The following is a 24,986-nucleotide window of genomic DNA, read 5'->3' as shown; positions in this document are numbered from 1 at the left end:
GGATCCGCAGGAGCGTCCCCTCGTCAACCGTGATCACTCGCAAGTCGAGGAACAGCACGCGGACAGGTCAGTCGAGCACCTTGCCGGGATTGAGAATTCCCAGCGGATCGAACGCAGCCTTGATGCTGTGCTGCAGACTCGTGCTCAACGGCCCGAGTTCGTGCTCCAGCCAGCGCCGCTTGAGCAGCCCCACGCCGTGTTCCCCGGTGATCGTTCCGCCCAGCTCCAGGCCGAGTTGCATGATGGCGTCGAAGGCTCGCTCGGCACGGACCGCTGCGGCATCATCACCGCGGTCGAAGATGACAGTCGGGTGCATGTTGCCGTCCCCAACGTGGCCGGGGCACGAGACAAGCACGTCGTGTTTCCCCGCGATGCGTGCCACCCCGTCGAGCAGTTCCGCCAGCCGCGAGCGAGGTACCGACACGTCGTCGACCAGCGTGGCCCCGAGCCGCTCGATCGCCGGATTCACCATCCGGCGTGCCTGCCAGAGCATCGCCGACTCGGCGGCATCGGCGGCATCGGCCACCTGCACAGCCCCCTCCTCGGCGCAGATCCGCCCGATTGCCGCGACGTCGTCGGCGGCTCGCACACCACGATCGGACTGGACCAGCACCATCGCTTCCGCCTCGGCGGGCAGACCCATGTCCCGATAGTCCTGGATCGCGCGCATCGTGGTGCCGTCCAGGAACTCCAGCATCGAGGGCTGGACCCGGTCGGCGACGATCCGGTTCACCGCATGCAGCGCAGGTTCGGCCGCGGAAAACACCGCCGCTGCGGTCAGGTCGGTCTCCGGCGCGGGACGCAAGCCAAGCACCGCCTTCGTGATCACTCCGAGCGTGCCCTCGGAACCGACCAGCAACCGGGTCAGGTCATAGCCGGCCACCCCCTTGGCCGCGCGCCGTCCTGTATGCAGCACCTGCCCATCGGCCATGACCACCTCGAGGGCACGTACGAAATCAGCGGTCACCCCGTACTTCACGCAGCACAGCCCGCCGGCATTGGTCGCCAGGTTGCCACCGATCGTCGACAGTTCCCACGAAGAGGGGTCGGGGGGATAACTCAACCCGTGCCCGGCGACGGCTCGCGAGAGGTCGGCGTTGATCACCCCGGGCTCCACCACCGCCACTTGGTCAACAGGATCGATTTCGAGGACGCGGTTCATCCGCGACAGTGAGAGCACCAGCCCACTCTCGACGGCGTTGGCCGCGCCGGAAAGCCCCGAACGTGCCCCTTGCGGCACCACGGGCACACGGTGTCGGGTGGCCACCCGCAACACGTGCTGTACCTGCTCGCCGGTGCTCGGCCGCACCACTGCCAGCGGGGTACCCGCCGTACAGAAGCCGGCCTTGTCGTAGCGGTAGGCCTCGGTGCCGGCAGGGTCGGTGAGGATCGCATCATCCGGAAGCTGTGCTCGCAGCTCCCGCAGTATCGGCTCAGTCATACCTGCCCTTCCCCGATGCCGGCAGTCGCAGTCCGGACATGCCCGCGTCGACCGGCAGCGCCGTACCCGTGCTCGCCAGCGCGGCCGGTGACGCGAGGTGGCAGATCGCATGGGCGACCTGGTCGGCACCGACCAGCCGCCCGGTGGGTTGGCGCGCTTCCAGAGCCGCGCGCTCGACAGCGGGGTCGGGTGCGGCGTCCAGCAGCCGCTGCACCCAGGGAGTGTCGGCAGTACCCGGGGTCACGCAGTTCACCCTGATCCCGTCCGCGACGTGGTCGGCAGCCATCGCCCGCGTCAGTGCCAGCACCGCTCCCTTGCTGGCACTGTAGACAGCGCGGTCCGGCAGGCCCACTTCCGCGGCCACCGAGCAGGTGTTGACGATCGCGGCATGCTCCGAGCGGCGCAGCATCGGCAGGGCCGCCCTGCTGGTCCTGGCCACACCGAGGACATTGACTTCGAACACCTCGCGCCACTGCTCGTCGGCAGCGTGTTCCACACCGCCCTGGGCCCCGATACCGGCGTTGTTGACCACCACATCCAACCCGCCGAAAGTCGAGGCCACATACTCCACAGCCGCCCGAACCGCAGCATCGTCGGTCACATCGCAGACCACCGGCACCAGCGGTTCGGGAAGATTCGAGAAAGCGAGATCCACACACGCCACCTGCGCCCCGCGCTCGGACAGAAGCCGAGCGGTGGCCAGGCCGATGCCGGAGGAACCCCCGGTCACCAGTGCCGACAGACCTGCGAATTCGGATACGGCCGGGTTCGATCCGGAAGCCCCCGTCATGAGGCCACCTCCCACGCCGCCCCACCGGGGTACTGAAACCGCAGCCGGGAGTCGTGCCGGATCTCGGCACTCATCCCCGGCTTCCACGGCGGCAGGTATCTGTTGGAGGTCATGCGCACCGGGTCCACGAAATGCTCGTGGAGGTGATCGACATGTTCGATCGCGCGGCCGTCCATCGAGCCGGAGACGGCAACATAGTCGAACATCGACAGATGCTGCACCAGCTCGCACAGTCCCACCCCGCCGGCATGCGGGCACACCGGCACACCGAACTTGGCCGCCAGCAGCAACACGGCGACGTTCTCGTTGATCCCGGCGACTCGGGTGGCGTCCAGCTGCAGCACGTCGATCGCGCCTGCTTGCAGCAGCTGCTTGAACATCACACGGTTGTGGACGTGCTCGCCGGTGGCGACCCGCATGGGAGTCACTGCTCGCCGGATCGCGGCGTGGCCGAGCACGTCATCGGGGGACGTCGGCTCCTCGATCCACCACGGGTCGAAAGGTGCCAATCGCTCCAGCCATCGGATCGCCTCGTCGACGTCCCAGCGCTGATTGGCGTCGATGGCGATGCGCACGTCCGACCCGACCGCTTCCCGTGCGATGGCAAGCCGCCGGACATCGTGCTCGACATCGCCGCCGACCTTGAGCTTGATCAGATCATAGCCATCGAGCACCGCTTGGCGGCACAACCGCGCCAGCTTGGCATCGTCGTAACCCAGCCAGCCCGGCGTCGTGGTGTAAGCCGGGTAGCCCGCACGGTGCAGCTGCCGGATTCTCTCGGCACGCCCGGGCTCGGCACCGCGCAGCAATTCCAGCGCCTCCTGCCTCGTGAGAGCGTCACCGAGGTAGCGCCAGTCCACGAGATCCACCAGCTGTTCCGGGGGCATCTCCGCCAGCAGCTGCCAAAGCGGCTTACCGGCCCGTTTGGCGGCCAGGTCCCACGCGGCGTTGACCACCGCCCCCGCCGCCATGTGCACGACCCCCTTCTCCGGGCCGAGCCACCGCAACTGCGAGTCGGCGGACAGCTCGCGGGAGAATTCCCCCAGGGCGCTGCAAAGGGCATCGACATCGCGGCCCACCACCTGGCTGGTCAGCAGCGAAATCGCCGCGCACTGGACATCGTTGCCCCGACCGATGGTGAAGGCGAACCCGTGCCCGTCGGGCCCGTCGTCCGTGCGCAGCACCACGTACGCCGTGGAGTAGTCCGGATCGGGATTCATGGCATCCGAGCCATCCAGCTGCCGCGAGGTGGGAAACCGGACATCGGACACCTCGAGCGAGACGATCCTGCTCATCGTGCTGCCTCCAACTGTGTACCGACGACCTGCTGACGCTGGCGCCCGAGCCCTGCTATCTCGGTCTCGACGACATCGCCCGGCGACAGATAGGGGAACCGACCGGAAAGCGCGACCCCTTCCGGGGTCCCGGTATTGATCACGTCCCCTGCTTCCAGGGTCATGAACCAGCTCAACTGCCAGACCAGGTGTGCGACTCCGAAGATCATGTCGGCGGTGGTGGAATCCTGCCGAAGCTGTCCATTGACCCAGGACCGCAGCGGCAATGCCTGCACATCACCGATGTCCTCGGCCGCCACCAACCACGGTCCGAGCGGGTTGAACCCGGGCGCGCACTTGCCTTTGGACCACTGGCCCCCGGAACGTTCCAGTTGCCAGTTCCGTTCCGAGAGGTCGTTGCCGACAACGTAGCCGGCGATGTGATCGAAGGCCTCGGTTGTCGAACCAAGTCTGCTCGCCCGACGACCGAGCACCACCGCCAACTCCACTTCCCAGTCGGTGCATCCGCTGCTTTCCGGCAGGACCACGTCGTCGTGCGGACCGACCACCGTGTTCGGATGCTTGAAGAACACGATGGGTTCTGCCGGTGGGGCACCTCCCGATTCCGCAGCGTGTGCCGCATAGTTCTGCCCGATGCAGACCACGGCGGCCGGTCTCGCGACCGGCGGACCGACTCGCACCCCGGTGGTCGACAGTGGACGTAGCCGGCCGTGCTGCAGGGCTTCGCGGGTCCGCTCGATGCCGTCAGCCGCGAGAAACGCTCCGGTGATGTCCTCGGTGAGTGCACCGAGATCATAGGTCGTGCCGTCATCGGAGCGCACTGCAGGCCGTTCGGCTCCCGGCAGCCCCAGGCGCATCAATTTCATCAAAGCCCTCCCAGGCTGTGGCGATCTCTCGGTGCGTGCGGCTTACCTCTCCGTGCTGGACGGCGCGTGATACAGCGGGCGCAGCCGTTGCTGGAAGGCAGCCTCCAGGTGGTGGCGCATCGCCTGCTCCGCAGCACTCGCGTCCGCGGAGGCGATCGCCTCGGTGATCGCACGATGCTCCTCGAGCGTTTTCGAACCGACCGCGCGATCGAAGTAGAGCCGGAAGATGTGCAGGTGGCAGTGCGTACGTTCGAGCGCCAGTCGTACTTGCTCGCTACCGGCAAGCTCGGCGGTCAGCAGGTGGAAACGAGTGTCGTGGGCGGTGAGCTCCTTGTAAGAGCGGTAACCGGACTCGGTCGGCGCGTCGCAGGAATCCATCTCGGCACGCAACCGGATTGCTCCGGCCGCAGAAATCCCCTCGGCAGCACGCGCCGCGGCCCACGGTTCGATGAGCAACCGGAATCTGTAAAGATCCTCGAGCTGTTGCTCGGTCAGCAGCGGTGCCGCCCGGTATCCCCGTAGAGGTGCTTTGACCACCAGTTCCGCGGATTCCAACCGTGCCAACGCTTCCCGCACAGGCGTGGGCGAAACTCCCAGCTCGCGCGCCATGCCATCGATGGAGACCCGATCCCCCGGGGCGATGCGATGGTCCATCAGCAGGGCTTTGATCGCTTCGTGGACCTCATCGGCCAGTGCCTGTCGCCGAGGCAACACCTCGATTCCGAATCCATCCGCCGACTGCGGCCCGGCATCACCAGGTCCCTGTTGGTTCATTCCGATCTCCTGTGTCCTGCCTGGACTCCCACACTCTTGACTGTGCTGTGAACCACTCTCATACTCCGGATCCTATACGAACTTTCCTATAGGATCCAATGATCGCGATCGCAACGATGTTCAACGAAGCGAGCTCTCCTCGCCGTTCACCCGCTCTCACTTGCGAAGCGAGGGATGCATGACCACGCAAGACACCGATACCGCCGCCGAACCGGTGCTGCGTCTACCGACGCCCCCAGCCGCCCTGCAAACCAAGCGCATCAGCGTGATCACGGCGCTGAAGTTCTTCGGCCCCGGGGCGGTCATCGCCTCACTGACCATCGGCAGCGGCGAGTCCATTCTCGCCTCCCGCGAAGGCGCCGTCTTCGGCTACACCGTGCTGTGGGCGATCATGATCGGCGTGATCGCCAAAGGAGCGCTGGTCTACGCCTCCAACCGGCACATCACGCTGACCGGAGAACATCCGATCACCCGGTTCGCGCAGGTGTTTCCCGGGCCGAGAGGGTGGTTCCCGCTGCTGCTGGCCGCCATCTGCCTGGTTTCCTTTCCGGGCTGGGCCAGTGGCGTCGCCGTCGCGCTGGGTGACTACCTGCAATCCCTGGGAGCCGGCAATGCCACGTTCTACGCCCTCGCCGTGGTCGCCGCAGCAGGCATCCTGTCCTTCCTCGGCGGATACGGGCTTCTCGAAAAGGCCCAGGTCGCCATCGCCGGCTTCATGGTCGTGCTCGTACTCGCCGCCGTCTTCGTGGCCCGTCCCGACTGGCTCGGAGTGCTCAGCGGTCTCGTTCCGGGACATTTCGACTATGCACCGTTCGTCCTCAGCGATTATCCCGAGATCGCGGCCACACCTGCCTGGGTCGAACTCGCCGTGTTCATGGGCGGCCTGGGGGGCGGGATGTACGACTACATCGGATATTCGGGCATGCTCCGCGAGAAGCGGTGGGGAATGCTGGGCCATCCCGAGATCGCCGCCATCCGACAACGGCTCTCTTCGATGGACCAGCACGCGCCGATCCCGCTGAGCAGCGAGCCCGCCGAGGTGGCCAAGGCCAAGGCGTGGAGCCGGGCACCGAAGCTGGACACGCTGGCGGCCTTCGTGGCGATGGGCATCATCGCGGCCGCCTTCATGATCAACGGTGCCACCATTCTCGGTACGCAGCACCAGGTTCCGACGGACAACGAGGTGTTGAACCTGCAGAGCCAGTTCCTGGCGACGGTGGCACCGCTGTTCGAGTACTTCTACATCGTGGCGATCGTGATGGTGCTCTTCGGCACCGTCTACGCGTTGTGGGAGGTCTACACCTGGACAACCTACGAGAGCCTCGCCGCGGTGTCGACGTCGATCCGCCGCCGCGGTCAGCGTGGTATCCGGCCCTACGTCTACGGCTGGATCGCTCTCGGCAGCGCCATGATGATCCTCTCCGGAGCCAGCTTCGTCGCGCTGATCACCCCCGCGGCACTACTGGGCGGCGTCTTCGCCTGCGGGCTTTACGGGGCAGGGTTGCTCTACGTCGATCATGTCAACATGCCCCTGGCCTATCGAATGGGGCCGGCCCTTCGCCTGTTCGTCGCACTCGGTTCGGCATTCCTGGCCATCGCGGGGATCCTGGCGCTGCTGTCCTACACGGGCGTGATCGCATGAGCAGCCCGGCCGCGATACCGGTGAGTTGGCGATACGTGCTGCTGACACTGGGATTCATCGCTCTCGCCGCAGTGCGCTTCAGCGGCGGTGCCCTCACGTGGGGGCTCGTGTTCGCCGCGGCAGCCGGCGTCAATGCCTGGCTGGCCGTCCACGAAGGACGCCGACGGCTGCGGCCCACGCAGGTTCCACCGCTGCCGGACCACGAGACTCTGCTTCGCTCCTGCAGCGCCCACCGTGGTGCGATCCGGCGCTGGCGGATTCTGGCCGTCGGTGCCGCGGTGATCAGCACCGGGCTGCTTTTCGTGGAGCCCTCACTCGCCGTGCCTGCGGCAGCCACCGCACTGTTCTGCCTGTTCCGAGTCCGACGGGCGCGTCGCGATGCCGGCACCCTGCAACAGACGCTGGCCGCCTTCACCACTGCCGAGGAGGCGACCCCGTGACCACTGGCCAAGGAACGTTGCCGCGGCAAACCCGTTTCACCGACGGAGCACGCTTCCGGATCGAAATCCCGAGCTGTGAAGGACCGGACGTGTTCAAGGCCGTATTGTCCGAAGCAGCCGAGCACGACATCCGCATCGACCGGATCTCGCAGGGCAGCGGAATCATGATGCTCACCGACACCGAGATCCGGGAGATGGTTCGGCTCGGAGCCGAGCACCACATCGAGGTGAATCTGTTCCTCGGCCCACGCGGCGGCTGGGACATCGGTGCACAGGCCGCCACAACCGGATCGGCCGCCGGCGTGGCCCGCGGTTCCCAAGCCGTGGAGGCCTGCGTGGCCGAAGCCGGACGCGCCGTGGGGCTCGGGATTCGCAGCCTCCTGGTCGCCGACCTCGGAGTCCTGTCGGTGCTGGGAGAACTCAAAGCCGCCGGAGAGTTGCCGGCGGAACTGGCACTGAAAACCTCCGTGCTGCTTCCACTCCCCAATGCCTCCACCGGTGCTGTTTACGAGCGACTCGGTGCCACCAGCCTCAACGCCTCGACGGATCTCACAACCGCACAGTTGGCGCAGTTGCGCACCGCCTGCACCGCAGCGCTGGACGTGTACGTGGAGGTGCCCGACGACCAGGGCGGGTTCGTGCGCTACTACGACGTGCCCGAGATCGTGCGCGAGGCCGCCCCGGTACATCTCAAGCTCGGGGTCCGCAATGCCCCCAACCTCTACCCCTGTGGCCGCCACCTTCTCGCGCTGGCCACCGACCTCGGCCGGGAACGAGTACGCCGAGCCGCGCTGATGCTACGGCTGCTCACCGAACTCGCACCCGAGCTGGCAGAGCGTCCCGATCCGGTCACTCCGCCCGCCGACCTGGCAGTCCCCGCACCGTGAACGGTGGAAACAAGGAGACACCCATCATGCACCTCGTTCGCTATCTGCTACCGGGAACGGACACACCCACCATCGGTGTCCGCAACGACAACGTCGTGACACCACTGTCCTCGACCGCAACCATCGCCGAGCTGCTCCGCCTCCCGCTTGCCGAATTCCGTCGGCGACTGACGCAGGAGCCCCCGACCGAGGCGCCGATCCCCGTCGACAACGTGCAATTGCTACCACCCATCGACGGCCGCACCGAAGTCTGGGCCAGCGGGGTGACCTACGAGCGCTCGCGCGGCGCCAGGGTCGAGGAGAGCAGCGACGGCTCGATCTACCAGCAGGTCTACGACGCGGCGCGGCCGGAACTGTTCTTCAAAGCACAGCCATGGCGGGTGGTCACCCACGGCGAGCCCGTGGCCATCCGCGAGGATTCCCCGCTCAACGTGCCGGAGCCCGAGCTGGCGCTGGTGCTCAATCGCAGCGGTGAGATCCTCGGCCTGACCGCGTGCAATGACATGAGCTCTCGCTCCATCGAGGGCGACAATCCGCTGTACCTGCCACAGGCCAAGATCTACAGCGGTAGCTGCAGCCTCGCCACCGGCATCCGCCCCTTCTGGCAGGTCGAGGACCCGGCCGATCTAACCATCCGGATGAGCATTCACCGCGACGGGAAACAGGTGTGGTACGGCGAGACCTCCACCAGCCGGCTGCGCCGGAAACTGCAGGATCTGGTCGCTCCTCTCTTCGCGGGCACCGATTTCCCGGACGGTGCGGTGCTGGCCACCGGCACCGGCATCGTCCCCGAGCTGAGCTTCACGCTGCACGCCGGCGACCGCGTCGAGATCGAGATCGACGGTGTCGCCAGCCTGTCCAACCCCGTGGTCCGGGGCCGCGAGCCGATGTCGTGGCTCGTCGAATCCCTCGATCAACCCAACGTGAGGAGTGTGCTTCGTTGACGTCTGCCACCACGATCCCCACCGAGACCAGCCCGGCCGAACTGGAAAATGTCCTGGCCACCGCCCAGAAGGCCGCCGGCCCCCTGGCAGCGCTGCGACCCGCCGAACGAGCCGAGCTGCTCCGTGCCGCAGCCGACGCCCTGGATGCCGCGACCGAGGAATTGGTGCCGCAGGCCATGTCCGAATCCGGCCTGACACAAGCACGGCTCACCGGCGAAGTCGGGCGATCCAGTGGACAGCTGCGAATGTTCGCCGCGGAACTCGAGGACGGCACCTACCTGGAACCGATCATCGACACCGCCACCAGCAGTGGGCGGCCGGACCTGCGCCGCATGCTCATCCCACTGGGGCCGGTGCTGGTGTTCGCCGCGAGCAACTTCCCCTTCGCCTTCAGCGTTCCCGGCGGTGACACCGCCTCGGCGCTGGCCGCGGGATGCCCGGTGGTGGTCAAGGCGCATCCGGGCCATCCGCAGCTGTCCCAACGCGTGGGCGACCTGCTGGCCGAGGCTCTCCGCGCCGCCGGCGCTCCGGAGGGAACGCTGTCCGTGGTGCACGGGGAATCCGCCGGTGCGGACGCGTTGCGGGACTCGCGGATCACCGCCGCCGCCTTCACCGGATCGGAGTCCGGAGGCAAGGCGCTGCTCGAGATCGCCAATTCCCGCCCCGAGCCGATTCCGTTCTACGGCGAACTCGGCAGCCTCAACCCCGCCTTCGTCACACCATCGGCGTGGCAGGCGCGTGCCACGGAGATCATCGACGGTTACGTGGGCTCCTTCACTCTCGGTGCGGGCCAGTTCTGCACCAAACCCGGACTGCTGTTTCTGCCCAGCGGACACGGCCGGCAGCAACACATCATCGACGCCGTCGAACGCACGGCCCCGGCAACGATGCTCAACGAACGCATCCACCAAGCCCATGCCGCCGAGCGCGACCGGCTGGCGGCACTGCCGGGGATGCGGCCCCTGGCACGCAGCTGCAACAACGAGGACCAGGTCGGTGCGACGCTGCTCGAAACCACCGTTCCCGAACTGCTGGACAATGCCGACGCCGCACTCACCGAATGTTTCGGGCCCACCTCCATCGTGGTGACCTATGAGGACACCGACCAGCTGCAGGCCGCCGCCGCGGCCTTCGGAGGAACGCTGACGGCGACCGTGCACTGCGAGATCGGCACGGAATCCGACGCCGACACCGAAGTGGTGCGACCACTGCTGGCGACGCTGCGTGCTCGTGCCGGCAGAGTGGTGTTCAACGGCTGGCCCACCGGGGTCGCGGTGACCGCGGCGATGCACCACGGCGGCCCCTATCCGGCTACCACCGCCTCGGTGCACACCTCCGTCGGCACAACCGCTCTCCGCCGCTTCCTGCGGCCGGTGTGCTACCAGGACACCCCCGCACCGCTGCTGCCCGAACCCTTGGCCGATGACAACCCTCTCGGGCTGTCGCGCCGCATCAACGGTGAGCACACGGCTGCGGTGGTGAGCACTCGATGAGCACCGACGGAAACCGCAGCCGACAGTGGTTCGGCGAAACGGGACGGAGCGGATTCATCCACCGCTCCTGGATGCGCTCGCAAGGCTTCACCGAGGAAGTCTTCGATGGTCGACCCGTGATCGGAATCAGCAACACCTTCTCCGAGTTCACCCCCTGCAATGCGCACCTGCGCCAGGTGGCCGAGGCCGTCAAGCGCGGAGTGTGGCAGGCCGGTGGCTTCCCCGTGGAGTTCCCCGTCATGTCGCTGGGCGAAACGCTGCTGCGTCCCACGGCCATGCTCTTTCGCAACCTGCTCTCGATGGATGTCGAGGAATCGTTGCGTGGCAATCCCGTGGACGCCACGGTGCTGCTGACCGGATGCGACAAGACCACTCCGGGATCGATCATGGGCGCAGCCAGCGTCGATCTCCCGACCCTGGTGGTCACGGGCGGCCCCATGCTCAACGGCAAGTTCCGCGGCTGCGACATCGGTTCCGGGACCGCGGTGTGGCAGTTCACCCAGGACGTCAACGCGGGACGGATGAGTCACGCCGACTACACCGCCGCCGAAGCCGGCATGTCCCGCAGCAACGGGCACTGCATGACCATGGGCACCGCCTCGACCATGGCCTGCCTCACCGAGGCGATGGGCCTGGCGCTGCCGGGCTCGGCGGCGATCCCGGCCGTGGACTCCCGGCGCTATGCCACCGCCCAGCGCGCCGGGCAGCGCATCGTCGAGATGGTCGGCGAGGACCTGCGGATCAGCCGCGTGGTCACCGGCGCCGCCCTGCGCAACGCCGTGATCGCCAACGCCGCCCTGGGCGGATCGACCAACGCCGTGATCCACCTGCTGGCCATCGCCGGCCGTCTCGGACTGCCGCTGCGATTGGAGGACCTCGACGCCTGGAGCCGCGAGGTACCGTGGCTGGCGGACCTGCAGCCCTCCGGCCGGTTCCTGATGGAGGACTTCTACTACGCCGGCGGACTGCCCGCGGTACTGGCGGAGCTGACCGATCTCCTGGACGACCGGGCGATCACGGTCACCGGCGACAGCCTGCTCAGCACCGTCACCTCCGCTGCGCGCGTCGCGGACACCGAGGTGATCAGAACCCGCGAGAAACCGCTGGGGCTCGGTGCGGGCACCGCCGTGCTGCACGGCAATCTCGCCCCCGACGGGGCAGTCGTCAAGCAATCGGCCGTGTCCGCCCGATTGGCCCGCCACCGGGGGCGGGCCCGCGTGTTCACCAGCATCGAGGAGTACGACTCCGCTGCCGAGGATCCCGAACTGGACGTGGACGCCGATACGGTTCTGGTGCTGCAAAACGCCGGACCGCGCGGCTATCCCGGCATGCCGGAAGTCGGCAACCTCACCATTCCCCGCAAACTCGCCGAGCAAGGCGTGGAGGACATGGTGCGCATCTCCGATGCCCGCATGAGCGGCACGGCCTACGGCACCGTCGTGCTCCATGTCTGCCCCGAGGCCGCGGTGGGCGGTCCACTGGCGCTGGTGCGCACCGGAGACTGGATCGAACTCGACGTCGAGGCCCGACGGTTGCACCTCGACGTGACCGACGAGGAACTGGCGCGCCGCCGCGACGAATGGGAACCCGCCCCGGCACGAGAGCAACGAGGCTGGGCACAGCTGTACACCGACCACGTGCTGCAGGCCGACCAGGGCTGTGACCTCGACTTTCTCGTCGGGGCAAGCGGATCCACGGTAGCGAGGCAATCCCATTGACTCAGTCGGAGACACACGCCGGCCCGGCTCGGATCGCACTGTTCACGTCCTGTGCCGCGGATCTGGCCGCGGCGGGGCCCGCGCTGGCAGCACTCGATGTGCTGCACGCCGCCGGCGTGGCGGCGACCTGCCCGCAAGCTCAGAGCTGCTGCGGGCAGGTCGCCGTCAACAGCGGCTATCCCGAACAGGCGGCCCGGTTGGCTCGGCACTGGATCGAGACCTTCGAGCCCTATGACATGATCATCGGTCTCTCCGGCTCGTGCACCGCATCGATCCATCACCAATTCCCGCGGATACTGTCCGGGCAGTGGCTCCGGCGCGCCGAAAAGCTCGCCGAGCGCACCGTCGAGTTCACCCAATTCCTACAGCGCCACGGCCGGGACATGGACCTGTCCCTGCAGGGCAGCATCACCTGGCACGACTCCTGCCACATGCTGCGCACGCTGGGCGAACGTGCCGCACCCCGGGCGGTGCTGCAGCGGGTACGGGGACTGCAGCTGGTGGAGGCGGCCGAGAGCGAGACCTGCTGCGGATTCGGCGGCACCTTCGCGGTGAAGTTTCCGGAACTGTCCTGCGCGATGGCCGACCGCAAACTCACCGACGCCATGCGGCTTCCCGTCACCCATGTCGCCTCGGCCGATGCCACGTGTCTGCTCCAGCTGGGCGGGCGGGCCGCGGCGACCGGGTCAGCCGTGCGCACGGTACACGTGGCCGAGTTGCTGGCCGCCGCCCTGCCCGATGGCGTCTCGACCGTGGAGGAAATCGCATGAGCGCATCCAACATTTCCCATGCCTTACAGGGCAGGGAGCGCATCGCCCCCGAGCGGCCCGCGTGGGCGGCATCGCCGGAACCGCCCGAGCGCGAGGCACTACCGCTGGTCACAGCACAGGCACTGCAACGCACAGCGGCGGCACCGACCGCCGATCGGCTCGGACAGCGCAGCCAGGACTGGCATGGCGAGGGCTGGCCGGAACACCTGGTGCCGTTGCGGGAGCACGCCGCGCGCCTCCGCCGCGAAACCCTCGACGACCTCGGCGGTTACGTGGCGCAGCTGAGCAACCAGGTCTCCGCGCACGGCGGGGTGGTGCACCACGCCGCCGATACGAGCGAGGCACTGGCCGCCATCCGCGGTGTCATCGCCGAACGGCAGGCCCGGCTCGTCGTGAAGTCCAAGTCGATGGTGACCGAGGAGATCGGGCTCAACCATGCGCTGGAAGCCGACGGGGTGCAGGTCGTGGAGACCGATCTCGGAGAGTGGATCGTGCAACTGGGCGATGAGCGACCGTCACACCTGGTCGCACCGGCCGCACACCTCTCCCGCGAGGACGTCGCCCAGCGCTTCAGCGCGCTCGCGGGTGAACCGATGAGCACCGATGCCGACGAACTCGCCGCCTTCGCCCGGCAACGACTGCGGCAGGACTACCAGGATGCCGACATCGGCATCACCGGTGTGAACTTCGCGGTCGCCGAGACCGGCACCCTGGTCACCGTCACCAACGAGGGAAACGCGCGGATGGCAACCTCCCAGCCACCGGTGCATATCGCTGTGATGACGCCGGAAAAGGTCATTGCTCGGATGCGGGACCTCGGGACACTCCTTCCGCTGTTGTCCCACTCCGGGGCGCATCAGCAGGTGACGACCTACCAGACGATGGTCACCGGTCCGCGCCGCGACGGCGAGGACGACGGGCCGGAAGAGCTGCACCTGGTGATTGTGGACAACGGGCGCAGCGACATCGCCGAGACGAAATACCGGGACATTCTGGCCTGCATCCGGTGCGGAGCCTGCCAAACCGCGTGCCCGGTGTTTCGCACGCTCGGTGGTGGCCACGCCTACGGCTCGGTATATGCAGGCCCGGTCGGCGCGGTGCTCTCCCCACTGCTGGGCGAGCATCCGCAGGACGCCGAGCTGCCGTTTTTGTCGAGCTTGTGCGGGTCCTGCGCCGATGTGTGCCCGGTGCAGATTCCGCTGCCCGACATGCTGGTGGATCTCCGGGCGGACTACACCCGCACGCAGGAGTCGGCCACCGCCCGCGCCGGGTGGAAGGCGTGGTCGGCACTGTGGTCCCATCCGCTCGGCTACCGCCTGTCGATCGTCGTGACACGGCTCGGTGGCCTGCTCCCGCGATGGCTGCCTGCCGCCCTGCCCGGAGCACCACGCCGCTGGGCAACAGGCAGAAAGCTGCCGGATCTCCGCCAATCCGGACGATTCCGCAAGGCACTGCGACGTATGCGGCTGCACGGCGCAGAGAGGTCACACCGATGAACGTCACCGAAAAGCTCGCCCCGAGCGCGCTGATTGCCCGGTTCCGCGAGGCACTGGCCGGCGTGGGCGGCCACACCCACCTGGTGTCCGACACCACCACCGCACACGAGTGCGTTACCGAGATCGCCCAGGGCCGCCCTGCCGTCATCGACGACGATCCACTGCTGCGGGCGACCACCACGGGGCTGCACCATGCCCCTGATCCGTGGCAGGCCGAGATCGGCATCACCACCGCGTTCGCGGCATGCGCCGAGACAGGTACCCTCGCCCTGGCCTTCGACAGCCGGCACGCGCGCAGCACCTCGCTGGTGCCACCATGCCACATCGCCGTCCTCCCGGCTGCCCGCCTCGTGAGTCGCTATGCCGAACTCCTCGAGCACATGGCCGACATCTCGCCCATCCCCTCGGGAATGCAGCTGATCACCGGACCCAGCGCCTCCGCCGACATCGAAATGATCCACATTCAGGGCATGCACGGCCCGACGGCCGTGCATGTGGTGCTGATGGTCGAGGCAAGCCAGGACCTGCCCGAATAATCACCAGGCGAGCTTGCGCAGGACTCCGGAAAACGACAGGAAGCACGCAGAGGTATTCATGGCCAACGCGACGGAAACCATCGACGTCGACGACCCGTACCACCTGACACCGGAGGGCATACAGGATCCCCCAGCTGGATGGCGTGCGAGCCTCCGTTTCTTCGGCCCCGGGCTGGTCCTCAGTGCCGCGCTCGTCGGTGCCGGAGAGCTCATTGCCACGACGTCGCTGGGGGCCGAGGCCGGTTTCGCTCTCCTGTGGCTGGTCATCGTCAGCACCTCGGTCAAGGTGGCCTTGCAGGTGGAGCTCGCCCGATGGACGATCTCCAGCGGAGAGCCCGCGCTGACCGGGTTCAACAAGGTGCCACCGCACATCGGTCGGATCGGGTGGGTCAACCTCTTGTGGATCGTGCTCGCTCTCGTGAAGATCGTCCAGACCGGTGGGCTCGTCGGCGGAGTCGCGGCCGCCTGCAGCATCCTGATACCACTCGGCAGTGCTCCTCTGGGGTTCACATCGTTGGCGATCTGGACGGTGATCGTCACCGCCGTCACCATTGGCCTGCTCTACTCCAACCGATACGGCCTGATCGAGCGCGGAGCGGCCCTGCTCGTGGTCGTGTTCGTACTGCTGACCCTGGTAATCGCCATCGGCCTGCCGTTCACTCCGCTCGGCTACGGAGTCGACGATCTCGCCGGCGGGCTCGCTTTCCGGATTCCGGCCGGTTCGCTCGGAATCGCCCTGGCCATGTTCGGACTGACCGGAGTGGGCGCGGAAGAGATCACAGCCTACTCGTACTGGTGCCTCGAAAAGGGATACGCGCGGTGGTCGGGGCCACCGGATGGCAGCGATGCGTGGATACAGCGCGCCACCGGTTGGATCACGGTCATGTACAAAGACGCCGCGTTCTCCTGGGCGATCTACACCGCGGGAACCCTCGCTTTTTACGCCATGGGCGCCGCGGTCCTGCATCCGCTGGGAGTGGCCCCTGAGGGCAACGACATGATCACGACGCTGTCCCGGATCTACACCGACACGCTGGGCGAATGGGCGGGCACCCTGTTCTTGATCAGCGCGATCGCGGTCCTGGGATCGACACTGTGGGCAGCGCTGCCTGCCTGGACACGGTTCTCCACCAATGCGCTCGCTCTTCTCGGGGTTCTGGAATGGACGAACACACGCCGCCGGATGGCCTGGATACGTTTCTTCACCGTGGCATTCCCCATCACCTGGGCTGCTGCGTATCTTTTGATCTCGGCACCGGTATTCATGGTCACGATCGGTGGAATCGCCGGCGGTGGATTCCTGCTCGCCATCGTGGTGGCTGTCTGGTACCTACGCAGCAACGAGACGGATCCGCGGCTTCGAGGGGGCTACCCCTTCCACGTGTTCCTCATGCTCAGCAGCATCGCCATCATTCTGGTGGGGATATACGCCCTTCTGGACGCATCCGGTGTTGCGGTCACCTGACATGATTCCGACCGGCAGTCGGACCGCACAGCCTCGCCGACGGATTCGACATGGCCGGCAATCACCGGCCATACCGCGGCAACAACAACCGAACCGCCGGCCACGGGAATGACAGGAGGTCCAGTGCCAGCACCGGACAACCCCTCGCGCAGCAGAGAACCCATCCGCATCCCCTGGATCTGGGCCGGGCTCGTCGCACTGCTCGTGGCCGGCATCCCGTGGTACTTGCCGGAAGGCACGATCGGGCCGACCGTGCTCGGCATGCCACTGTGGACATGGGTGACCATCGGATCCTCGGTGGCGCTGTGCGCGTACCTGTCCTGGGTCCTGACCCGCCACTGGCATCTCGTCGAAGACATCGAAGAAGCCGAGGCGGCCGCACCGACGAGTGACACCGGCGCCGACGGAACCGAAGGGCGGCACTGACGTGGACACCCTGACCTTCAGCGGTACGGCCGGCATCGTCGTCCTGTCGGCCTACGCCGCGATGATGCTGCTCATCGGCTATTTCGTGGGGCGCGGCAAACAGGGCACGCGCCACGACATGAAGGGCCACTACCTCGCCGGCGGCAACCTCGGCGTCATCGTGCTCTTCTTCACCCTGTACGCCACGCAGTACAGCGGAAACACCGTCATCGGATATGCGCCGCAAGCCTATCGCGAGGGATTCCCATGGTGGCAGTCGGTCACCTTCTTCACCGCCATCATCGCCGGATACATGCTTTTCGCGCCACGCCTGTACGTACTTGCGAAGAAGCATTCGTTCATCACTCCCACCGACTGGGTGCGCCATCGTTTCGGCTCGCCGGCCGTGACCCTGTTGGCGGCTTTTCTCATGCTGTGGGGACTGGCGAACTACCTGCTCGAACAGCTCATCGCCATGGGGCACGCGATCACGGGATTGACCGGCAACACGGTGCCCTATCAGGCCGGAGTCGCGGTATTCGTCTGCGTGATGCTGACCTACTCGTGGATGGGCGGTATGCGTGCCGTTGCGCTGACCGATGTCATGCAGGGCGTCGCGCTGCTGCTCGGAGTTCTCGCCCTCCTGATCGGAGCGTTCTCCCTCGCCGGGGGTTCACCGGTGGACACGGCACAGTATCTCGTCGACAACGAGCCCGAGGCCATGGCGGTTCCCTCGCTGACGGAGTCGATCAACTGGCTGTCGATGATCATCATGGTCGGGGTCGGGCTCGCGCTGTACCCGCACGCCATTCAGCGTATTTATTCGGCGCGCAGCGAGCGCACCTTGAAGCGATCGCTGCTGCCGATGGTGTGGATGCCGCTGATCACAGCCGGTGTGGTGTTCTGCATCGGCATGGTGGGCATCCGGCTGTTTCCGGGACTGTCCGACAGTGACGCGGAACAGCTCGTCGGCATGATCGCCAACGAAGTCGCAGGGGTGAACATCGTGTTCTACATCGCGATGGTCCTGCTCTTCGGCGGAGTCGTGGCGGCGATCGTGTCCACGGCGGACTCGGTACTGCTGAGTTTCTCCTCGATCGTGTCCCAGGACATCTACGCGCGCTACGTACGTCCCGAGGCGAGCGAACACCGGCAGGTGCTTGCCGGCAAGATCATCGGCGTCGTGGTCGTCTTCGGATTGCTCGTTCTGGCCTGGAACCCGCCGAGCACGCTGGTGAACATCTTCGTTCTCAAAATCGAATTGCTCGTGCAGCTCGCACCTGCTTTCATCCTCGGCCTGTACTGGAACCGCCTGGCTGCTCGTCCCGTCTTCTGGGGCATGGCCGCCGGTGCTGCCCTGGCAGGTGGGATGACGATCGTCGGTGTCGAGGCGATCTACGGAGTGCACGGCGGCATGGTCGGTCTGCTGCTGAACCTGGTGATCTGCGTGGTGGGTTCCCTCCTGCCCCACCGGACGGGAGTCCGGCCGGGACCTCGGGGCGAGGAGGAGGTGCTGCCTGCGGTGCCGGACCGGGGATGAGTGCCACGAGCCGCTAAAGCCGTTCACACACCGCTGGGGTAGGTCTCGGCTTCCTCGGCGGTGGTTTCCCGCTCGTGCAGCGGTTCCAGTGCCCGCGTGCGATCCAGGTGCAGGAAAGCGTCGTAGCGCCGCCCCAGCACGCTCGGCACGTAGCCGCCGCCTTCCGTGCCGTAGACCACCCCGATCGCCCGGTGGTCGAGCGTCTGCTGCTGCCAGTCCGGCTGGTGCTGTTCGGGTGGGAAGACGAACAGCGCGTCGTCGCCCGACACCGCCTCGTGCATCAGCGCCTCGGCACTGCCGGGGCGGGCGGGCCGCACCGGGAACCGCTGCGGCGTGGCCCCCCACCGTCGTCCGGCGATGACCTCACCCTCGTAGCTGCCCATGCCCACCAGGACCGCGTCACCCTCGCCGTACCGCTCCCGGACCAGCCGGCCGACATTGGTCATCCCCGCCGAGACCATGGGGGTGGCGCCCGCGTCACCGATATGGGTGTTGTGCTCCCAGACCACGGCCCCGGTCCCGTACGCCTGCAGCAGGCGATCGAGCGTGTCGACCATGTGCTCGTCGCGCACGTTCCACGAGTCTCCCCCGCCGCCGAGCATCGTGCGGTAGTACCGCTCGGCGCCCTCCGCCACCGCGGCGTTCTGCTCGGCCACGAACCCCGGGGCGAGCCCGTCGCGGGACTGCTGCTCACGACGCTCGCGGACCGCCCGCAGCAGCGCGACGACCTCCTGCCTGCAGGACAGCGGCACCAGCGGCCCGGCGGTCGGGTCCTCGCCGTAGGGTTCGAAGCAGCGGAACGCGGCCAGCGCCGTGTCCACGTGCTCCGGGGCGTGCTCGCGCAGGTAGTCCAGCACCGACTGCAGCGAGTCCTGCAGGCTGTAGACGTCCAGGCCGTGGAAACCGACCGGCTGCTGCCCGGGCCGTGCCGTGTTGTGCGCACGCAGCCAGCGGACGAAGTCGGCGACCTCGGCGTTGGCCCACATCCAGCGCGGCCAGCGGTGGAAACCGCGCAGCGCCTCGGCCGGGTCCTCGGGGCTGCCCGCGGCACCGGACACGGCGCAGTGCACCGCGTGGCAGTCCGGCCAGTCGCCTTCCACGGCGACGAACGAAAAACCCCGCTCGGCGATCAGCCTCCGGGTCAGCGCCGCCCGCCACCGGTAGAACTCCGAGGTGCCGTGCGTGGCTTCACCGATCAGCACGATCCGCGAGCCGCCGATGCGCTCCAGCAACGGGTCGAGATCGTCCTCGGAACGCAGCGGCAGGGCCGCTGCGGCGATGTCGGCGACGTCCTGGCTCATCGTTCCTCCTCGCGCGGCTGCCGGTGGCGCAGCAATACCCGGAGGCGGGCGTGCGGAAAACGCAGGAGCCATGCACGCCGACCGGGGGCAGTAGGCGATGTGCCCTGCTGCCGTGTCGCCGTTGCTGCCTGGCAGGATGCGGGCATGGCCTTCGACGTCGCCCGAGTCCGCTCTCACTTTCCCGCTCTGGCCCACGGTGTGGCGCATTTCGACGGCCCCGGCGGTTCGCAGGTGCCCGCCGAGGTCGCCCAGGCGGTGGCCGACACGATGTGCTCGGGCATCGCCAACCGCGGCACCGTCACGGCCGCGGAGCGGCGAGCCGAGACGACCGTGACCGAGGCGCGGCAGGCCGTGGCCGACCTGCTGGGCTGTCCCCCGGACGGGGTCGTGTTCGGCCGGTCGATGACGCAGCTGACCTTCGACCTGTCCCGCGCGCTGGCCAAGCAGTGGGCTCCCGGCGACGAGGTCGTCGTCACCCGGCTCGATCACGACGCCAACATCCGGCCGTGGGTGCATGCCGCGCACGCGGCAGGCGCGACCGTGCGCTGGGCAGAACCGGATCCTGCCACCGGTGACCTGCCGCTGGAGTCCGTGACCACCCTGCTGTCGGAACGCACCCGGGTGGTGGCCGTCACCGCCGCGTCGAACCTGCTGGGCACCCGGCCCGATGTGGCCGAGATCGCGCGCGCCGCGCACGGGGTGGGCGCGCTCGTGCACGTCGACGGCGTGCATCTCACCCCGCACGCGCCGGTGGATCTCGAAGCCCTGGGCGCCGACCTCTACGCCTGCTCGCCGTACAAGTTCTTCGGCCCGCACCTGGGGGTCAGTGTCGCGGCGCCCTCGCTGCTGGAAACCCTCACACCCGACAAGCTGATGCCGTCGACCGAGGCGGTGCCCGAGCGGTTCGAGCTCGGCACGCTGCCCTACGAGCTGCTGGCGGGCACGCGCGCCGCCGTCGACGTCATCGCCGACCTGGTCCCGGGCGACGGCGATCGCCGCAGCCGCGTGCTGGCGTCGATGAGCGCCGTCGAGGAGCACGAGGACCGGTTGCTCGACCGGCTGCTCGACGGGCTGACCGAGCTCGACGGCGTCACGCTGCACGGCAACCCGGCCCACCGCACTCCCCTGGCGCTGTTCTCCGTGGCCGACCGATCACCGCGCGAGGTCCACGAGCAGCTCGCCGCGGAGGGCATCAACGCCCCGGCAGGCAGCTTCTACGCCCTCGAGGCCTCCCGCTGGATGGGACTGGGTGATGCCGGGGCGGTGCGGGCCGGGCTCGCGCCCTACTCCAACGACGAGGACGTGGACCGGCTGCTGGCAGCCGTCGCCAAACTCCGCCCGTAGGAAATCATTGCAGAATCGGCCTGGCGCGGTGGTCCGGGAACCGCCGCCCCATTTGGCGCCTTGCGGCGTTGCAGGGCACATCGAGTAGCCACCTACGCCACGTGCCCCGCTGCCTTGCAATGCATCCAAATGGAACGCCGGAGCCGGTCACCCCGCCCAGGCCGGTCACTCAAGCGAAAAGCCAGAGCAAAGATCCGGCACTGAACGACGGTGCCGGTTGCTTACGTGGGTAGAAGCGGCTGACGCCGCTTGCCCGGATCCGTTCGTTCGTGTCAGCGGGTGACGTCGGGCGGCTCGGGACGGGTCTCGTCGAACTCGGCGCCGAGAGATTCGGAGAGCTCGGCTTCGAGCACGGAGCGGGCGTGGTCTTCGAGTTCGCGGCGCCGGTCACGTTCGTCGACCACGGTCTCGGCCAGCGCGCGCCAGAACTGCGCCAGGCGGGGAGAGCCGGTCTCGGTGCTGCGGGTGGCGCTGCCGAACAGCACCCCTTCGGCGATCCGCCGCTCCACGTCCGACAGGCTGGTCAAGGCGGCACGTGCGTCTTCGAAAGACATCTGGCTCGTTCACTTCCTGCCACCGGACGGCCGCACCGGTCGCCGTTGTCGTTACCGGTAGCCGCCCTCATCGAGAAAAAAGGGATCCGCCGCAGGCCTCACGGCTACGGCGCCTGCCCGGCATTGAACCTCGCCCCGCTGATCGTTAGCTCGAACAGGTGACATACCTAACTCTCTGTCACCAGCAATGACGGCGGAACAGCCGCTCCCGCACCTCACTCACGGTCCGCACCACCGGGCAGGGGGCGATGGCCCGGTCCTGCTCGCCGCCGCACTCGACGACGTCTGCGGCTGATGCCGCAGGCCGAACGGCTACTCCGGCCGGAGAGGGCCCACGATCTCGGTGTGCACGGTGACGTCGACGTCACCGGCTTCGGTGTCGAACACCCGGACCGAGCGCGGGATCTCGCCGACAGGGCGGCTCAGGCGCACCACGACTGCGTAGCTGTCGGCCGCACCCTGCTCCCGGGCCACGCCGATGCCGACGACATCGGCCAGCTCGGCCAGGCGCCTGCGAAGCTCCCGCTTGGCGTGCCTGGCCTGCTCCAGGCTGCTCATGAACGCTGCAGCCACGTGGCGCCGAGCTGCTGCAGGGCGGTGGTGAGCACGTTCGCGTAGGTCAGTCCCGTACCGTCCGGACCACCTTGCGTGCTCCCGGCGAACAGCAGCCCCACCGGATTCCTCCCCTCTCGGGTCCAGATCACCGAGCCGGAGTCACCGCCCCTGCTGAACGGCCCCGAATCACCGGCGATCTCGATCTGGTCGTCGAAGACCAGCTCACCTTCCGGGTAGGAGATCCGCAAACCGTCCATTTCGAAGGCGGTGATCCGACCCGTGGTGTGCCCGGTGGTGCGACCGACCTTCTCGACGGCATCGCCGTCCGGTGGCCCCGAGACCGGCTCGCACAGGTGCCCGCCCGGGTAGGCAGCGATCTCAGTGGCCACGCCGTCGTCGAGGCGGGCGACGGCGGCGTCGACGAGGTTGCCGCGGTCGGTGACGAGCTCGACCGCGGCGGCCAGGGATCCGATCCGGTCCTGCGGGCTCTGCCCACCATCGGCAGGGCCCGGCTGCAGGATGCCGTCACCGGCGGCACCCCGATCGCTGTCGGCAAGCACGTGGTTGTTCGACAGCACGTGCGGGACGCCGTCCACGGTGACGAAACCGCCGAGCGTGCCCGCGGTGACGTCCGGATGCGCGATCGAGCACCCCGGTACCAGCGGCCGCCGGCGCCGCTGCAGGTCGCCGGCGGTCTGCACCGGCTCGATCCGCCCCACACCGCGGACGTCGACCTCCTGGCGTGCCTCCTCGGTGATCCTGCCCAGCACCTCACCGAGCGGACCGGTCTCGGGAACCCGCACAGCCAGCGAGTACGCCCCCGCATCTCGGCGCGTCACCCCCAACGCCAGCCACGGAGCCGCCGCTTCGGGCCGCAACCCCAGGTCGGGCAACCGGGTGAGCACGCTGCGTTTGAGCTCACGACACGAATCGAGGTGCACGGCCCACCTCCCGGAGGCGAATACTCGTATTCACGTCTGCCCACCGCAGGCGGGAACCGCCAAGATCGTTCCTGCCGGCCTCCTGATCGTAGCGAGCGGGGATCTCCGGGAGCCAGGGCATCCCGGTGGGCCATTCGGAGGTTGTCACCTCTGGTGCGGGATTGATGCTGCGGTTAGTGTGCGCCCCATCACGCGGGTGAAAGGTGGGCACATGCTCGATCCTCGGACAAACACCGTGGCCGACGTCCTCCGGCGCAGCGCCGACCGAATGCCGGAGCGGGTGGCGTTGCGGTTCGCCGACAGCGCCGGAAACGAGCGGGAGTGGACCTACGCCGAACTCGACGCGGCGGTGAGCCGGGCCGCGCACCTGCTCGTGGCAGCCGGAACGACCAAGGGCGAGCGGGTCGCGGCCTACGGCAAGAACTCCGATGCCTACCTGATCGGCTTCCTGGCCTGCGCCCGGGCGGGGCTGGTGCACGTGCCGATCAACTTCAACCTGACCGGTACGGAGCTGACCTACCTGCTGGAGCAGTCCGGCAGCACGGTCGCGCTGGTCGACCCCACCCTGGCCGGAAACATGGCCGAAGTCCGGGCGGACACCGGGGTTGAGCGGGTGATCCCGCTGCGCGATGCGGACAGCTCGCTGCTGGAGCAGTGCTCCGAGGGACCGGCCACCGACCCCGAGATTTCCGTCGCCGACGACGACCTCACCCAACTGCTGTACACCTCGGGCACGACCTCGCAGCCCAAGGGCGCGATGATGACCCACCGGGCGCTGCTGCACGAGTACCTCTCCTGCGTGGTCGGGCTGGATTTCACCGCCGACGACCACCCGCTGCACGCGATGCCGCTGTATCACTCGGCGCAGATGCACGTGTTTCTCGTGCCGTACCTGATGGTCGGTGCCACGAACCGGCTGGTGGAAACACCCGAACCGGGCGAGGTGCTGCGCCGGATCGAAAGCGAGCGGATCACGGCGTTCTTCGCGGCACCCACGGTGTGGGTGGGCCTGGCCAACCACGACGACTTCGCCCGGCGCGACCTCACCTCGCTGCGCAAGGCCTACTACGGGGCCTCGATCATGCCGGGCCCAGTGCTGCAGCGGCTGCGGGAGTCACTGCCGCAGCTGGGGTTCTACAACTGCTTCGGGCAGTCGGAGATCGCCCCGCTGGCAGCGATCCTGCGCCCCGAGGAGCACGAGACCCGGCCCGATTCCGCCGGGCGCCCGGCCCTGTTCGTCGAGGCCAAGGTCGTCGACGAGCAAGGCGAGGAGGTCGCCCCCGGCGAGCTCGGCGAGATCGTCTACCGCTCGCCGCAGCTGTGCACCGGGTACTGGGACAAGCCCTCCGACACCGCCGAGGCGTTCCGAAACGGCTGGTTCCATTCCGGCGATCTGGTGCGCCGCGACGAGGACGGATACTTCTTCGTCGTCGACCGGATCAAGGACGTGATCAACACCGGCGGGGTGCTCGTCGCCTCCCGCGAGGTCGAGGACGTGCTCTACACCCACCCGGCGGTCGCCGAGGTCGCGGTGATCGCCCTGCCCGACCCGCAGTGGATCGAAAGCATCGCCGCGGTGGTGGTCGCACGCTCCGAGGTGGACGAATCCGCCCTGCTGGAACACGTGCGCAGCCGGCTGGCCGGCTACAAGGTGCCCAAGCGGATCCGCTTCGTCGACGATCTGCCCCGCAACAGTGCGGGCAAGCTGCTCAAACGTGTCCTGCGTGAGGAGTTCAGCGACACCGAGGTCGCCTCCGGGTGACCCATCCGAGCCGGAACCGGCCGGGTG

Annotated in this window: 23 protein-coding genes; 14 read left to right on the top strand and 9 right to left on the bottom strand. The window is 67.9% G+C overall.

Features of this window, described 5'->3' with window-relative positions:
* Positions 1-67: 67 nt before the first annotated feature.
* The 5 genes from DFQ14_RS03940 to DFQ14_RS03920 are packed head-to-tail and all read right to left on the bottom strand — an operon-like array spanning position 68 to position 5,166.
* On the bottom strand, positions 68-1,441 hold the full coding sequence (locus tag DFQ14_RS03940; protein ID WP_114451692.1) for an FAD-binding oxidoreductase: 1,374 nt from the start codon (positions 1,439-1,441) through the stop codon (positions 68-70).
* Positions 1,434-2,231, bottom strand: a complete 798-nt coding sequence (locus DFQ14_RS03935) for an SDR family NAD(P)-dependent oxidoreductase (protein WP_114451691.1) — start codon at positions 2,229-2,231, stop codon at positions 1,434-1,436. Before DFQ14_RS03935 ends, DFQ14_RS03940 begins: the two co-directional genes overlap by 8 nt.
* A complete protein-coding gene (locus DFQ14_RS03930; protein ID WP_114451690.1) occupies positions 2,228-3,526 on the bottom strand; it encodes an enolase C-terminal domain-like protein in 1,299 nt (432 codons plus the stop codon). Before DFQ14_RS03930 ends, DFQ14_RS03935 begins: the two co-directional genes overlap by 4 nt.
* Positions 3,523-4,392, bottom strand: a complete 870-nt coding sequence (locus DFQ14_RS03925) for a fumarylacetoacetate hydrolase family protein (protein ID WP_114451689.1) — start codon at positions 4,390-4,392, stop codon at positions 3,523-3,525. Before DFQ14_RS03925 ends, DFQ14_RS03930 begins: the two co-directional genes overlap by 4 nt.
* A 42-nt stretch (positions 4,393-4,434) precedes the next feature.
* Positions 4,435-5,166, bottom strand: coding sequence for a GntR family transcriptional regulator (locus tag DFQ14_RS03920; protein WP_114451688.1), 732 nt, complete (start codon positions 5,164-5,166; stop codon positions 4,435-4,437).
* Between the two features lie 178 nt (positions 5,167-5,344).
* On the opposite strand from DFQ14_RS03920, the gene DFQ14_RS03915 reads away from it, so the two are divergent.
* From DFQ14_RS03915 to DFQ14_RS03860, 12 genes are all read left to right on the top strand, one after another.
* Positions 5,345-6,808, top strand: coding sequence for an Nramp family divalent metal transporter (locus DFQ14_RS03915; protein WP_114451687.1), 1,464 nt, complete (start codon positions 5,345-5,347; stop codon positions 6,806-6,808).
* Positions 6,805-7,248, top strand: coding sequence for a hypothetical protein (locus tag DFQ14_RS03910; RefSeq protein ID WP_114451686.1), 444 nt, complete (start codon positions 6,805-6,807; stop codon positions 7,246-7,248). Before DFQ14_RS03915 ends, DFQ14_RS03910 begins: the two co-directional genes overlap by 4 nt.
* 89 nt (positions 7,249-7,337) lie before the next feature.
* On the top strand, positions 7,338-8,135 hold the full coding sequence (locus DFQ14_RS03905) for a hypothetical protein (RefSeq protein ID WP_141921340.1): 798 nt from the start codon (positions 7,338-7,340) through the stop codon (positions 8,133-8,135).
* A 26-nt stretch (positions 8,136-8,161) separates the two neighbouring features.
* The gene (locus DFQ14_RS03900) at positions 8,162-9,079 is read left to right on the top strand and encodes a fumarylacetoacetate hydrolase family protein (RefSeq protein ID WP_179951490.1); all 918 of its coding nucleotides are present in this window, start codon (positions 8,162-8,164) and stop codon (positions 9,077-9,079) included.
* Positions 9,076-10,572, top strand: coding sequence for an aldehyde dehydrogenase (NADP(+)) (locus DFQ14_RS03895; protein WP_246195657.1), 1,497 nt, complete (start codon positions 9,076-9,078; stop codon positions 10,570-10,572). The genes DFQ14_RS03900 and DFQ14_RS03895 overlap by 4 nt, the downstream gene beginning before the upstream one ends.
* Positions 10,569-12,290: an IlvD/Edd family dehydratase gene (locus DFQ14_RS03890; protein WP_114451684.1), complete on the top strand. Its 1,722-nt coding sequence runs from the start codon at positions 10,569-10,571 to the stop codon at positions 12,288-12,290. The genes DFQ14_RS03895 and DFQ14_RS03890 overlap by 4 nt, the downstream gene beginning before the upstream one ends.
* A complete protein-coding gene (locus DFQ14_RS03885) occupies positions 12,287-13,060 on the top strand; it encodes a (Fe-S)-binding protein (protein ID WP_114451683.1) in 774 nt (257 codons plus the stop codon). The genes DFQ14_RS03890 and DFQ14_RS03885 overlap by 4 nt, the downstream gene beginning before the upstream one ends.
* On the top strand, positions 13,057-14,556 hold the full coding sequence (locus tag DFQ14_RS03880) for a lactate utilization protein B (protein WP_114451682.1): 1,500 nt from the start codon (positions 13,057-13,059) through the stop codon (positions 14,554-14,556). The genes DFQ14_RS03885 and DFQ14_RS03880 overlap by 4 nt, the downstream gene beginning before the upstream one ends.
* Complete coding sequence (locus DFQ14_RS03875) at positions 14,553-15,092, top strand: LutC/YkgG family protein (protein WP_158546647.1); 540 nt, start codon at positions 14,553-14,555, stop codon at positions 15,090-15,092. Before DFQ14_RS03880 ends, DFQ14_RS03875 begins: the two co-directional genes overlap by 4 nt.
* A gap of 58 nt (positions 15,093-15,150) precedes the next feature.
* Positions 15,151-16,557 carry an Nramp family divalent metal transporter gene (locus tag DFQ14_RS03870; RefSeq protein ID WP_114451680.1) on the top strand — a complete coding sequence of 469 codons (1,407 nt, stop codon included), beginning with the start codon at positions 15,151-15,153 and terminating at the stop codon, positions 16,555-16,557.
* 123 nt (positions 16,558-16,680) lie between these two features.
* Positions 16,681-16,983 carry a hypothetical protein gene (locus tag DFQ14_RS03865; RefSeq protein WP_246195656.1) on the top strand — a complete coding sequence of 101 codons (303 nt, stop codon included), beginning with the start codon at positions 16,681-16,683 and terminating at the stop codon, positions 16,981-16,983.
* Between the two features lies 1 nt (position 16,984).
* Positions 16,985-18,502 (top strand): sodium:solute symporter family protein, encoded by a 1,518-nt coding sequence (locus tag DFQ14_RS03860; RefSeq protein WP_114451678.1) that lies wholly within the window; start codon positions 16,985-16,987, stop codon positions 18,500-18,502.
* Between the two features lie 23 nt (positions 18,503-18,525).
* On the opposite strand, the gene DFQ14_RS03855 is transcribed toward DFQ14_RS03860, so the two are convergent.
* Positions 18,526-19,803 (bottom strand): erythromycin esterase family protein, encoded by a 1,278-nt coding sequence (locus tag DFQ14_RS03855; protein WP_114451677.1) that lies wholly within the window; start codon positions 19,801-19,803, stop codon positions 18,526-18,528.
* Positions 19,804-19,947: 144 nt separating this feature from the next.
* On the opposite strand from DFQ14_RS03855, the gene DFQ14_RS03850 reads away from it, so the two are divergent.
* Positions 19,948-21,147 carry a cysteine desulfurase-like protein gene (locus DFQ14_RS03850; RefSeq protein WP_114451676.1) on the top strand — a complete coding sequence of 400 codons (1,200 nt, stop codon included), beginning with the start codon at positions 19,948-19,950 and terminating at the stop codon, positions 21,145-21,147.
* 272 nt (positions 21,148-21,419) lie between these two features.
* On the opposite strand, the gene DFQ14_RS03845 is transcribed toward DFQ14_RS03850, so the two are convergent.
* The 3 genes from DFQ14_RS03845 to DFQ14_RS03835 form a co-directional block, all read right to left on the bottom strand.
* Positions 21,420-21,701 carry a hypothetical protein gene (locus DFQ14_RS03845; RefSeq protein ID WP_114451675.1) on the bottom strand — a complete coding sequence of 94 codons (282 nt, stop codon included), beginning with the start codon at positions 21,699-21,701 and terminating at the stop codon, positions 21,420-21,422.
* Between the two features lie 312 nt (positions 21,702-22,013).
* Positions 22,014-22,259 (bottom strand): hypothetical protein, encoded by a 246-nt coding sequence (locus tag DFQ14_RS03840; protein WP_114451674.1) that lies wholly within the window; start codon positions 22,257-22,259, stop codon positions 22,014-22,016.
* Positions 22,256-23,197: a Nal1-like putative serine protease gene (locus DFQ14_RS03835; RefSeq protein WP_114451673.1), complete on the bottom strand. Its 942-nt coding sequence runs from the start codon at positions 23,195-23,197 to the stop codon at positions 22,256-22,258. The genes DFQ14_RS03840 and DFQ14_RS03835 overlap by 4 nt, the downstream gene beginning before the upstream one ends.
* Before the next feature lie 211 nt (positions 23,198-23,408).
* Between DFQ14_RS03835 and DFQ14_RS03830 the strand changes: the two genes are divergently transcribed.
* Positions 23,409-24,959 carry an acyl-CoA synthetase gene (locus DFQ14_RS03830; protein ID WP_114451672.1) on the top strand — a complete coding sequence of 517 codons (1,551 nt, stop codon included), beginning with the start codon at positions 23,409-23,411 and terminating at the stop codon, positions 24,957-24,959.
* The last annotated feature ends 27 nt before the right edge of the window (positions 24,960-24,986 follow it).

The organism is Halopolyspora algeriensis (assembly GCF_003337235.1).
Classification (GTDB): Bacteria; Actinomycetota; Actinomycetes; order Mycobacteriales; family Pseudonocardiaceae; genus Haloactinomyces; species Haloactinomyces algeriensis.
This window is presented reverse-complemented; position numbering and strand designations above follow the sequence as displayed.